The sequence below is a fragment of the Brevibacillus choshinensis genome, from assembly GCF_016811915.1.
In the GTDB taxonomy this organism is placed as follows: domain Bacteria; phylum Bacillota; class Bacilli; order Brevibacillales; family Brevibacillaceae; genus Brevibacillus; species Brevibacillus choshinensis_A.
The window spans coordinates 3,209,246-3,221,615 of sequence record NZ_CP069127.1 but is presented as its reverse complement, the minus strand read 5'-3'; the positions used below and the strand labels follow the sequence as shown (position 1 = coordinate 3,221,615).

13 protein-coding genes and 1 pseudogene are annotated in these 12,370 nt (G+C 47.4%); 10 read left to right on the top strand and 4 right to left on the bottom strand.

Annotated elements, in window-relative coordinates:
* Positions 1–268 precede the first annotated feature (268 nt).
* Positions 269–442: a tryptophan RNA-binding attenuation protein gene (locus JNE38_RS16225; protein ID WP_203254710.1), complete on the bottom strand. Its 174-nt coding sequence runs from the start codon at positions 440–442 to the stop codon at positions 269–271.
* A gap of 181 nt (positions 443–623) precedes the next feature.
* On the bottom strand, positions 624–1,493 hold the full coding sequence (locus JNE38_RS16220) for a LysR family transcriptional regulator (RefSeq protein ID WP_203254709.1): 870 nt from the start codon (positions 1,491–1,493) through the stop codon (positions 624–626).
* Between the two features lie 130 nt (positions 1,494–1,623).
* Here JNE38_RS16220 and JNE38_RS16215 point away from each other — a divergent pair, with 130 nt between their 5' ends.
* Positions 1,624–2,529 carry a DMT family transporter gene (locus JNE38_RS16215; RefSeq protein ID WP_203254708.1) on the top strand — a complete coding sequence of 302 codons (906 nt, stop codon included), beginning with the start codon at positions 1,624–1,626 and terminating at the stop codon, positions 2,527–2,529.
* A gap of 7 nt (positions 2,530–2,536) precedes the next feature.
* A complete protein-coding gene (locus tag JNE38_RS16210) occupies positions 2,537–3,280 on the top strand; it encodes an SDR family NAD(P)-dependent oxidoreductase (RefSeq protein ID WP_203254707.1) in 744 nt (247 codons plus the stop codon).
* Between the two features lie 163 nt (positions 3,281–3,443).
* On the opposite strand, the gene JNE38_RS31215 is transcribed toward JNE38_RS16210, so the two are convergent.
* Complete coding sequence (locus JNE38_RS31215; RefSeq protein ID WP_428993662.1) at positions 3,444–3,644, bottom strand: response regulator transcription factor; 201 nt, start codon at positions 3,642–3,644, stop codon at positions 3,444–3,446.
* A 591-nt stretch (positions 3,645–4,235) separates the two neighbouring features.
* Positions 4,236–4,733: a DinB family protein gene (locus tag JNE38_RS16200; protein WP_203254705.1), complete on the bottom strand. Its 498-nt coding sequence runs from the start codon at positions 4,731–4,733 to the stop codon at positions 4,236–4,238.
* 332 nt (positions 4,734–5,065) lie between these two features.
* On the opposite strand from JNE38_RS16200, the gene JNE38_RS16195 reads away from it, so the two are divergent.
* The 8 genes and pseudogenes from JNE38_RS16195 (at position 5,066) to JNE38_RS16165 (ending at position 12,251) form a co-directional block, all read left to right on the top strand.
* On the top strand, positions 5,066–5,479 hold the full coding sequence (locus tag JNE38_RS16195; protein WP_203254704.1) for a DoxX family protein: 414 nt from the start codon (positions 5,066–5,068) through the stop codon (positions 5,477–5,479).
* A gap of 82 nt (positions 5,480–5,561) precedes the next feature.
* Positions 5,562–5,891, top strand: coding sequence for an ArsR/SmtB family transcription factor (locus JNE38_RS16190; protein ID WP_203357595.1), 330 nt, complete (start codon positions 5,562–5,564; stop codon positions 5,889–5,891).
* Positions 5,888–6,310 (top strand): SRPBCC family protein, encoded by a 423-nt coding sequence (locus JNE38_RS16185; RefSeq protein WP_203254703.1) that lies wholly within the window; start codon positions 5,888–5,890, stop codon positions 6,308–6,310. The genes JNE38_RS16190 and JNE38_RS16185 overlap by 4 nt, the downstream gene beginning before the upstream one ends.
* Positions 6,311–6,545: 235 nt before the next feature.
* Entirely contained in the window at positions 6,546–7,556 is a 1,011-nt protein-coding gene (locus tag JNE38_RS16180; protein ID WP_203254702.1) for a helix-turn-helix transcriptional regulator, read from the top strand.
* Between the two features lie 185 nt (positions 7,557–7,741).
* The gene (locus JNE38_RS16175; protein ID WP_203254701.1) at positions 7,742–8,533 is read left to right on the top strand and encodes an SDR family NAD(P)-dependent oxidoreductase; all 792 of its coding nucleotides are present in this window, start codon (positions 7,742–7,744) and stop codon (positions 8,531–8,533) included.
* 397 nt (positions 8,534–8,930) lie between these two features.
* A pseudogene (locus tag JNE38_RS31210) lies at positions 8,931–9,527 on the top strand (response regulator transcription factor); the annotation flags it as partial.
* A 66-nt stretch (positions 9,528–9,593) separates the two neighbouring features.
* Positions 9,594–10,898 carry a sensor histidine kinase gene (locus JNE38_RS31085; protein WP_428993731.1) on the top strand — a complete coding sequence of 435 codons (1,305 nt, stop codon included), beginning with the start codon at positions 9,594–9,596 and terminating at the stop codon, positions 10,896–10,898.
* A 501-nt stretch (positions 10,899–11,399) separates the two neighbouring features.
* Positions 11,400–12,251 carry a COG4705 family protein gene (locus tag JNE38_RS16165; RefSeq protein ID WP_203254699.1) on the top strand — a complete coding sequence of 284 codons (852 nt, stop codon included), beginning with the start codon at positions 11,400–11,402 and terminating at the stop codon, positions 12,249–12,251.
* Positions 12,252–12,370: the final 119 nt, after the last annotated feature.

Genomic DNA, 12,370 nt, shown 5'->3' with positions numbered 1-12,370 from the left:
GCTGCCTTTTTCTCATAATTGCTTACACGAGCTGATCGCAGAAGAATGTACTCTGATGCAGGAACGGAGGAGTCATTTTTATTGGGGGCACTGCCTTGGGGGTGGAGCTGCAGTTGGAGTAGGAGCTTTCACGGTTCTAATAAGAGGCTTACAACAAAAGCGGCAGTCTAAGACTTTCTTATCAATGTCTTAAACCACCGCTTTTTCTTTTTGGAACAGTCTATTCCTTTGAAAATGATTAGCCCTAGCTTTTTACCGTTTAAAAGAATTACGAATGCTTTTTAATAAAGTGAAGCAAAGTTTGCCCTAATGCTGTTAAGATAACACCTTTCCCATCACATTTTGGACACGATTCCTTTTCATTGTTTACGAGAACGTATGATTGCCCATTACAATTCGGACAAGACAGTTCTAAATCATCTGTTGATATAGTGACGGACACCTATCTCACCTTCCTTTTTTAGTAGAACTGCAGATGGATATGTAAATGCAAGTAGAAGCGTCAAAATCTTTATCCAGAAGCTACGTCGTATCGCCACCTTACCCTTTTGGATATTTTACCATTCTTGGTAGTGGTGGTGGTCATTATTCCTTAGATTTGAATGAATGCAATGTGTAGGGAGTTATGCACTGGCGACATCATGATCAAACCGCATGTCGATAAACGCACGCAGGGCATTGCTGATAAACGAATCCTTGCGCATGATGAATTCTGTCTTCATATGGCGCAACGGATCGGGGACATCGTGGGTGTGGATCATCCCCTCGACAACGTACCGGGACGTGACGGTCCGAGGGAGCAGGGAAATGCCAAGCCCGGCGGAAACACCGCCGATAATCGCTTCTATGGTCCCGAACTCCATAATGACGGGAGAAGTCAGGCCGCGTGAGTGCAGAAAACGCTCCAAGACCGCCCGATACGAGCAACCGGTGCTGTACACCAAGATCGGTTTCAATAGCGCTAGGTCGAGGTCTTCAATGGCCGTAGACGAAGCAATGACGAGCTCTTCGTCAAAGGCGGGAATGGACTGAAGCTCCGGGTGGTCGCATTCGCCACCGATGAAAGCTCCGTCCAGTTCGTAGTGCAGTACTTTCTCCATCAAAAACTGGGTATGCCCGGTCGTTAGCGAAAGCAGCACATTCGGGTACTGCTCGTAGTACGCAGCGAACAGCTTGGGTAACCGGACGGCGGCCGCAGTCTGCGTGGACCCGATCATCAAAGGCCCGCTAGGCTCGCTGGTGGAAGCGAGTGCCTTGGTTGCTTCGTCCAGCATCCCGATGATTTTATCTGCATAGGCGAGCAGCGTTTTCCCGCTTGAGGAGAGAGTCATTCCTCGGTTATGGCGAAAAAACAGCACCGTTCCAAGCTCCGTCTCCAACTGCTGAATACGTGCGGTGACATTCGATTGCACATAGCCGAGTTTGGTTGCAGCTTTTGTTATCGAGCCTTCACGGGCGACCATTTGAAAAATGCGAAGTTCCGAGCTCTCCATGTGATCGATCCTCCGATTCTGTCTGATATCACCTTAGATGATGGCAAACATCTGTAATGATCATTATATAAAAAACCAAACCTCCCTTACAATATGGCATGTAAGCATTTCACGTAAGGAGGAATTCATCATGCACAAGCTCAAGTATGCTTGCCTGATAGTCGTGACCACGTTTTTGATGGGGATCGCCTTTCCTGTGGGCAAGATCGGCCTTGCGTATGCGCCGCCGTTTCTTTTAATGGGCATTCGCTTTGTGGTGGCAGGTGGCTTGCTTGCATTGCTTTGCGCAAAAAGGCAACAACCGCAAAGCCTTAAGCAGTGGCTGCAATCAATCGTCATCGGTCTGTTGCAGTCCGCTGGTGTGATGGGATGCGTATTCTTCAGCATGCGTTGGATTACGTCAAGTGAGTCAGCCATCCTCACCAGCACGAGTCCATTGATCGTGATTCTGTTGGGGACGTTTGTATCCGGAGCAGTTTACCAGATGCGCCAGTGGTTCGGCGTGGTAATCGGATTGGTCGGTGTAGCGGTTGCAGTCGGATTTCATCTCGGTCTGCAGCCAGGCACTTTCATCAGCATCGCGGGCGCAGTCATTTTTGCTACGGCTACGCTGCTCATCAAGCGGTGGGCACCGAATTTTGATAGGTATGTGCTTGCTGCGTATCAGATGCTGGCTGGAGGACTCGCCTTGCTCATGATGAGCATGGTCACGGAGCAGCCTTTCTTCACGGTGACAGCTGGATCCGTAACGGTCGTCCTATGGCTCTCGATTATGTGCTCGATCGTCCAGTTTTCGCTCTGGTTTTATCTGCTTCACCGCGGTGATCCTGCGAAAACAAGCTCGTTTCTTTTTCTCGTACCGCTTTTCGGGGTTCTCACCAGCTGGCTTCTGCTCGGCGAGCGTATCGAATGGTACGTCGGTGCAGGAGGATTATTGATTGGCACTGGCATTTTTTTGGTCAATTGGGAGGGTGCCCGACTGGGTGCGATAACGACGAGACGAATGGCTCTTCATTCAAAAATGGTCAAGGAGTGACTGAATAATGGATCTGACAAATCAAGTAGCTCTCGTTACGGGCGGGGGCACCGGAATCGGTAGGGCAACAAGCATCGAGCTGGCACGGCGGGGGGCTTGTGTCGCCGTGAACTATTCCCGATCCGAGGTGGACGCAGAAGAAACTGTACATCTGATTACGAAAGAAGGCGGGAGTGCCATCTGTGTAAAAGCGGACGTATCTGACGATAGGGAAGTGCGGCAAATGGTCCGTACGATTGTAGAACGGTTCGGGACCGTCGATTTGCTTGTGAACAATGCCAGCATCACCCGCCATATCCCAATGGGTGACCTGGAAGAGCAAACGGAGGAAGTGTGGGATGAATTATACGATGTCAATGTCAAAGGGATGTTTTTCTGTGCGAGAGCGGTAGCTCCCTTGATGAAGAATAAGAAACGCGGGGCGATCGTAAATGTGGGGAGCATAGCCGGTCTGACCGGAGCAGGCTCGTCGCTTCCGTACGCCGTTTCCAAAGCAGCGGTGCACGGGCTGACAAAATCGCTCGCCCATGCCCTAGCGCCGGAAATCAGAGTAAGCAGCATCGCCCCCGGAGCGGTCGCGACAAGATGGTGGGCCGGGCAGGAAGAGCGGATGCAGCAGCTGGCTGGTCACCTGCTGCTTCAACGGATCGCGACACCGGAGGATATCGCCAAGCTAATCTGCGCAGTGCTGGAGCAAGAAGCGATGACTGGACAAATCATCACCGCCGATTGTGGCCAAATGGGCCGTTAAATGGACAAAGGAGGGAGAGGCAATAGGGGGCATAGCATCGCCTCCACCATTTGAGGATTCTGGAATTTTTTAGGCTAAGCTGATCAGCATAGCAAGAGGCTGTCGGTGTCATTCGGCAGCCTTTGCTTTGGCAGCAATCGTTATACCTCCCATAATAGCGCTCTTATGGGATCAACATATTGGGAAGAATCTTTTGCGTAAGTTGGATGCGCTTTGTGATCTCCAGTTTCGAATAGATGGAGTTCAGATGCTTCTTTACTGTATTTTCGGATATGAAAAGGAGGTGGGCGACTTCGGTATTCGAACGCCCAGCGATCACGTGTTTGACGACCTCCCATTCACGCTGCGCAAGAATGGACGTCACACCGTTTCCCAATAAAAGAGTGGATGTTCTTGATCAGCGCTTCGGTAAGACCTTGTTCCGCATGGATAAAATCACAGCTGTCTATCGCAAGAAATGGAATGTTCTTCTGCTTGGATACATGCTTGCACCCGAAGGAAGGTTGTTTTTCCAATTCCTCCCGTTCCAAATACATGCATGATCATGCTTTTTTCTTGATTGCATTCATCCAAAATACCCAGGTACCTATGAATCTCTTTACTGCGGCCAACTACATATACCCGCAGATAGTTGATCTCATTATAGCAGGAAATGGAAAACTACCCGAACGGATAGTACCCATTCGGATCCTATTTCTCGACCCATTTGTTTGTTCGCTAATCGGCTGGATGTCTATAACATGGAATGACCTAGGTGAGCAGGTGGGGGGGAGAAGAGGTCGACTCCCAAGTCATTTATATGCTGAAACAGCTATAGAGAGGATAGCAGCTTGATGGTATAGAAAGTCAGCTGCGCTATGCCGCCCAGCGGAATAAAAGTTGTTCGTCACAAAAAAACAGTCGCAGAGTACCAGCGGTCATGCTGGTTCCCTGCGACTCTTCGGAGCGTCTTCGTTCATTTGCCTTCCTCATCGGCCGAGGGACCGTAGAGGCCAGGAACCGGAATATCGAGAAGCCGCAAATAAACACCGAGCTGCGCCCGATGGTGGACCATGTGGCTTAATCCGAAAGTACGAAGCGCGAGCGCTCGCGGTTGGCGCAGGATGATATGGTCGCCGTTCCGCAAGGTCCATTCCTCGCCGAGCGTTTTCTCGTCACATTCGGCTAACAGCTTTTCAAGCGTGACGACGTTCGCGTCGAATTCAGCTAGGACGTCATCGCGCCCCGCCAAAGGTTCCCGTCGAAGCGGCACGGTCGAAAGATCGAATTCTGGGTAAAGAAAAATCGCGACTTGCCAGTTCAGAAGGTTGATCAGGTGTGTCGCCAACCCGCCCACCGTCATCGATTTCACGTGTGGCTTCCACGTCATATGCTCCTCAGGCAATCGCTCCAGGATGCGGCGCGTAGTGGCCAGCTCATGCAAGGCGTCTCCGACAATCAATTGTGTCCCCATAAATTACCTCTCCTTCCTTTTATGGTTAGCATACTATAAATACGGTCAAGCAGAAAGGCTTGTCTCATTTGTTTGGCGCCCGGCGACGGTGCAGAGACGTAATAAAGTGGCAGACGGGGTCACTCTCGAAAGCTTCGGCATTATAGTGCGGAGGCTTTTTCGCATGCAGGTAGGGAACAATTACATTGTCTTTGATTGTAAAAATGCTGTTGACAGGACACTAAATGGTGTCGTATTCTCAAAGTAACACCATTTGGTGTCCAATTGCAAGTCATTTGGTAAGCTTGGGATCTGAAAAGTTTCTTTTCATATTCTTTCTGAGGAGGAAAAAAATGAGTAAGAGTATCGGTGCGCAAACAGTCGTGAAAGTAGAAAACCAGCCCCGGGGAGGAATAATAGCTTATTGGACAGTCACATCCATACTAGCAGCGTCAATGATGTTGAGTGGCATCGGGCAGCTGATGCAATATGGAGGAAACATTGAGTTAGTGACGGGTCTTGGTTATCCAGTATACGTCTTGACTATTCTCGGGATTTGGAAGGTGCTTGGAGCCATCGCTCTCGTCGTGCCTGGTTTTCCCCGGCTTAAAGAATGGGCTCACGCAGGCATCTTCTTTTTAATGATTGGTGCAGTTTTTTCTCATGCGTTTGCTTCCGATTACGGATTTCCTATGATCCTTCCCATTTCATATGCCGCACTAAATATCGCCTCGTGGGCGCTGCGTCCGAAGAGCCGCAAACTTTAGGGAGGTGGTGAAAATAACGGTTGTCCCCTCGTACCATCCATAGAGTCCTAATACAGAAAATAATAGTTTTGGAGGGAGTGTCCTGAGCGAGAACAACCAGCTACGGGATGTGTTTGACGCGATTGCAGATCCGACCAGGCGCCGACTGATTCGTCTGTTGGCAGAGGCAGAGGAGATGCCGCTTCATGAATTAACGGCACAGTTTCAAATGGGCCGTACAGCGGTATCCAAGCATTTGACAATCCTTAAAGAGGCAGGACTGGTGCTAGACCGAAAAGTCGGCAGAGAGACGAGATTTAGACTAAACGCCTCTCCACTCAGGGAAATTCAAGATTGGGTGGCTTTCTACAGGAAGTTCTGGAGTGCGAATATGTTGCGTTTGAACCAACTTTTAGAGGAGGAAGAAGAATGAGTTTAACATTATCCTTGGATTTTCAATACAAGACATCGATTGAGAAACTTTGGTCTGCCTTAACCGATTCAAGCAAGCTGGCCAAGTGGGTGGTCAACATCCACAGCGGCCAGGCGATGGAAAATGATTTTAAGCCCGTCGTCGGACACCGGTTTCAGTTTCGCACTCAGCCGACCGAATATTGGGATGGCATTGTTGACGGTGAAGTACTTACCGTGGATGAGCCAAACCGGTTGTCCTATACATGGGCGAGTGGGGGAGAGAAGCACACGATCACCTGGACGCTGCAGGATTTAGGGGACGGAAAGGTTAACCTTCATCTCGAACAAACCGGAATCTCAAATGCTCAAGCATTGGGTGGAGCTAAGTTCGGCTGGAGCAAATGGTGCGGTGAGCTTGAAGGGGTGTTGGAACAATAACCTGAGTAAGCTATGCTCCTTTGAAAAAATTGGGGGAGTACCGGTATAAACACAAAGCATATGCAACGTTAATCCATTGAGAAAAAGATTGAAGGGGACACTGCTATTCTGCAGCGTCCTTTTCGATTTCATTTACCCTAAATTTTGTGAAGAAAAACTGGGGTGCCTTCCTTTATACTTTACTTAATCGTGACTAGAAACGAATAGGCAAGCAACTAGAGGAGATCCGTGCGTAATGAAATCAGACCGTATAAAATTCCCGGTGGGATTATTGGCCGGTTTACAACGGCTAGGGATTGCCCCACTCGACTTAGCTCGCAAAGCGCGCCTGCCGCTCACCATTCTTACAGAACCAGCGGAAGTCACCACTGCCCAATATTTCAGAATCTGGCAAGCGTACTCAGATCTAATTGGTGACACTGCTACCGGAATCATCAAGCTTTTAACCAACTTTGAAACGACACAATATCCACCGACCGTTTTAGCCACCTACCATGCTCGTGACTATCGCGACGCTCTTATTCGAATGGCCCGGTACAAACAACTGTGCCCTCCGGAGAGCTTGCGCATAGCAGAGGAAGGCGAGCGCTGTACAATCGAATTGAAGTGGATGCAAGGCGAGCAACCGGGACCACCCGTGCTGGTTGGAACCACGCTAGCCTTTCTTCTAGAGCTTGGGCGACGAGGTACGGGTCAGCCTATAACTGCCATGTCCGTGGAATTTTCTCAGCCGATGGGGGACGTAGCTGCTCTTGAAGCTTACTTCGGTTGCCCTATACGGATTGGTGGCACTTCTAACCGCTTAACACTCCATCGAAGCGATTTGGACCGTCACTTTCTTTCGTATAACAATGAATTGCTGGAGATCTTGACACCTGTTTTGGACCGATCGTTGGATGAACAGTGCAGTCGTTCAGTCGCTGAGATGGTCAAGTGGATCTTGAAACGAAGTCTAACCGGAGGCCGCCATGATATTCGAGCGGTTGCGAGCGAGCTCGGCATGAGCGATCGTACCTTGCAGCGCAGACTTACCGATGAATCCACATCCTTCAAGCAACTGTTGTCACTGGCTCGACATGAACAGGCACGAGAATACTTGGCAGACCCCAACCTCGATATAAAAGAAGTGGCTTTCTTGATTGGGTATGAAGATCAGAATTCGTTTTACCGGGCCTTTCGCCTTTGGGAGGGCGATACACCTTCAAATTGGCGTTCCGAATACTTTAGGTCAGATCCGACCGCATAGAATCCCTCACCTAACCCGTTCCAACCGGGACTTTCTTTTGGCGGGTTATGCAAGTAATTTGACGTCGTACGCTAGTTACCGAACGATCCAGACAATGTACGATAATCTCTATTCGGAGCACAAGGATGTTCCAAGAGGAACGTCTAGTCAGCTTGCCGTGAATGACTACAAAGGAGACTAGTGTTATGGATATGGGATTAAGGAACAAAACTGCTTTGGTAACTGGATCGACGAAAGGTATTGGGAAAGCTATTGCCATTGAGCTAGCCAGAGAAGGCGTCAATGTCCTCGTAAATGGACGGAATGATGAAGAGGTAGAACGTACTGTAAATGAATTGAAGTCGGAATTTCCGGCTACTTTTCCTCAGAATGCTACGGCGGATATTGTGGAGAGGCAGCAAAGAGAAGCTTTGTTTGAAAAATATCCCCATGTGGATATTCTCGTTAACAATATGGGTATTTATGAAATCATGTCCTATGAAGACGTTGACGATGAGATATGGGAAAAATACTTCCGAACAAATGTCCTTGCCGCTAATGGATTATCTAAATTTTACTTACCCAATATGTTGAAGAATAATTATGGACGCATAATCTTTATAGCAAGTGAAGAAGCGATCATGCCGTCAGGGCAAATGCCTCAGTATTGCATGACGAAATCTATGCTATTATCGTTGTCAAAAAGCCTATCGAAACTAACGATCGGAACAGAAGTCACATCCAATACGATCATGCCAGGACCGACGCTTTCCGAAAATGTATATCAAATCATTGATCGTTTGTTTCCTGAAGAGATGCCATTTTCGGAAAAAGAAAAGAGATTTATGGCTGCAAACCTGCCCCAATCCGAATTACAGCGGTTTATCAAGCCTTTTGAAATAGGCAGGCTGGCTGCATTCGTATCCAGTCCTTATGCAACCGCATTTAAAGGTTCACCCATTCGTATGGACGGGGGCATGGTGCCAACTATTTTTTAACATAAATTCTGTATGATCGAAGCAATAGGAAGCTAACGGAGTTCGTTAGCGTAATAAGCTCTTAAAAAAGCTAGATTCCCAACACTGATGACAAAAGTCGGCGAATGCGCCGGCTTTTATCCTTTATACTACCTACCCGTCAGTTTAACTTGGTAACCAGTCTAAAACTTTATTATCACTGCACAGCAACGAAATCGCAGACAAGCACTTTTTTTAATTCACTTTTAATTTTTCACATGTATAGTTTTATTCTGGACAGATCCGTGATAAATCCTTTTTCATTCCAATAGCATTCCGATAGGCTAAAAAAGGTGGAGAGTGCTCAAGATACGTATAGGGACCTTTTTCTATTAAGTCATTCCTTGCATGCAAACTGGCCCGAAATGGAGGTTCAAATATGAGAGTTTTACTTGCGGAAGATCAGCTTCTTCTTGGCAAAATCATCGCCCATATGCTAGAGGAAAAGGGCGGACATGACGTCACGTGGGTAACGAATGGCCAAGAAGCCTATAACCTGATCATCGACTCCTATTACGATGTGCTTGTCTTGGATTGGATGATGCCGCAAAAAGACGGCGTCACCTTATGTAAAGAATTGCGCGAACAAGGGTATTCAGGTGCGATTCTGATGCTAACCGCAAAGGATACGCTGGAGGAACGAATCGAAGGGCTCGATGCGGGTGCTGACGATTATTTAGTCAAGCCGTTTGAGTCAGATGAGTTGCTTGCCCGCTTGCGTGCGCTGTCACGCCGGAATTTTGCCCCGATCCAAGAGGACATCATCGAGGTGAAAGGAATCAGGATGAATCGGTCCAAGCAATCCATCACACGCGATGGCGAGGAAATCCAATTGACAGGTAGGGAATTTGCCTTACTCGATCTATTGGTGCGCAATCAGGGAACGGTGTTGACCCGTGACTTGATCCTCGATCGCATTTGGGGGGGCGAAATGGAAGTTGCAAGTAATTCGGTTGATGTGTACATTACGTTGCTGCGAAAAAAAATAGATGCACCCAGTCAAAAAACACTGATCCGAAGTATCAGGGGGTGGGGTACGTCATTGAAAAATCATAACAGAGAGCTATTTCGAGGCACAAGAAAACGGTTGACTATCATCAATAGCGTGATGCTGATGGTCTTCCTTTTGCTGTTTATAATCGGTACGTTCGGTTTGCTCTTTTCTATTTTTTATAATGAACAAAAACTGGAACTAAAAGCGCTTACCCAGCAAGAGGTAGAGGAATCTCAAACGGTTGCACCGGGTGAAACAAAACCTGATCATGCGAATTCAGCCAATCAAGGAATGTATTTCAATTATTTCTTGAAAGAAAACGGAGTATTGCTGGTGGGGGACGAATTTGCACCCGACATGCGGGAAGCGATCATCGGATATGCAAAAGGGTGGAAACCGAATATCGTTGAAATCAAATACAAGACAATCGTAAACCAGCAGAAATCCGAGTTGCACGTTTTGATAGCTGCTCAAAATGTTTATCATGATGGCCACTTGATGGGCACGGTTTACTTTGGAAAAGACGTTTCGTATTTGTGGAGCATGTTCCAGTGGCTTTTGGTCGTGTTGCTCGGGATGTCCGTGCTCTTTTTAGGGGTGGCCATCATGACTGGCCAGTTTTTGACGAGGCGCGCCATGAAGCCGATTTTGCGATCCTACGAATTGCAGAGAGATTTTTTGGCGGATGCGTCCCATGAGCTAAGAACGCCGATCAGCATTTTGAAATCTGGGCTCGAAGTGATTGGGATGGAGGATGGCGATAAGCTTTCGGCATTCTCGCAGGAGCTCTTGCAAGACTTGCAAAAAGAAGCGAAGAGCGCGGCAAAAATGGTGGGCGATCTGCTGCTGCTCGCTCGTACCGATTCCGGGGTACAGGAAATCTCGATGGAAACCTTTGATTTTTCTGTAATGGCAGGGCAAGTGATCCGTTTGATTCAAGGGTTCGCCCAATCACGGCAAATCCGACTGCATTTGCACGTGCAGGACTCGATCATGCTGCATGCAGATCAGGAAAGGATCAAGCAGCTCCTGTATATTTTGCTGGACAATGCGGTGAAATACACGCTGGAACAAGGAGAAATCACGCTCACCGTCAAGACAACGACGGTCGACTACAAGCCCAAGCTATGCATCATGGTGAAAGATACAGGGATCGGGATTGAGTCCGACGATCTTTCGCAAATTTTTCACCGGTTTTATCGTGCAGATAAAAATCGGTCCCGGCAATCAGGGGGGACAGGGTTGGGCCTTTCGATCGCCAAATGGATTATCGATGCTCACCGGGGAACCATACACGTCGAAAGCGTATCTGGCGTTGGCAGCACCTTCACTGTTTTTCTACCGATAAAGTAGGCGCATGCGAGAGCTGATCGGCTTCTACGTGACACTGCTTGGTTGTATTCCGTGGAATTTGTATCTGACCTACGGCGGATAACGTTTAGGGGAAAATTGGAGCTGTATCGAGCCCTGGATGAAACCGATCAGCTTCGTCATTCTCGGCGTACTTGTACTGGTGGTGTTGACGTTTTTGTTTCGAAACGCCCGAAGAATACAATAGTAAAGAAGACGCCCTCGCTGTGAGAACATGCGGGCGTCTTTTCTTTTAGATTGTCCTAAACAAACAACATGATGGTTTTGAAAATACACGGGAACGGTACAAGTGATTAACAATGGCGTCTTCTTTGCATATCAACAAACCGCTGTGAATGTAGAGATATATGAGGGGCATTTTCATTTGTTTTTAATGTAAAGATAGTAGTATGTCTACGTGACCGTTTAAAGAGAGGTGATCTCATAGGAATTGAGATGGTAATCGTCACAGTCACTTTTTCATAGATAGGAGATACATTAAAAATGACAACTACTAAGAACGTGTTACGTTCAACAATCAGTAAGATTCCTCAATTAACTCTTCTGTTCTGGGTTATGAAGATTGCTGCTACAACCTTGGGAGAAACGGGTAGTGATTTAGTTACGGTTCCTGGAGCAGAAGATAACTATTTGATACCGTTTCTCTTTTTCATTGGCGTTTTTGTGGTCTTTTTGATCATACAATTGTTCGTCAAGAAATATATCGCTCCCGTTTATTGGACTGTAATAACTTCCACAAGCCTTGCGGGCACAGCATTTTCCGATTATATGGACCGCTCATTAGGTTTAGGATATATGAAGGGCTCTTTCCTACTAATCAGTTTGCTGATTATTATCTTTCTTTTTTGGTATTTCACAGAGCCAACATTAAATGTTAAGAGTATTGCAACCAAACGAGTTGAAGTGCTTTATTGGGTTGCCATTTTAATTTCGAACACATTAGGTACGGCTGCGGGAGATTTTTTATCGCACGAGGCTGAAGGAGTCGGTAAGCTGGCTGGCGGAGGAAGCTTCCTTGAGCAAGGTTTGGGGCTCACAATCGCTCAAGGTGCGATGGTAACAGGAGGGCTAATTCTAGTCGTCGTACTCGCGTATTTTCTAACGAAAATGAGCCGAGTTCTTCTATTCTGGTTAGCATTTGTATTGACACGTCCTTTTGGAGCAACTTTTGGAGATTACTTGATTAAACCCCATGAAAAAGGTGGGCTTGGATTAGAGAATGGGACAGAAATTGCTTCTGCCATTTTATTGGCCATTCTTGTAATCTGCATCGTAGTAGAGTACGCAACACGTAAAAAATTGTCTTCGAATAGATCGCCATCAGTTGAACATTAAATGGCGGCTTTTCATTCAGCAAACGGCACATTGTTCCATTCTCTTCATCCCCAATAGCCGAAAGTGAAATCAAACGACCCCAAATTACATCGCAGCCTATACTGCCACGAACCATGATG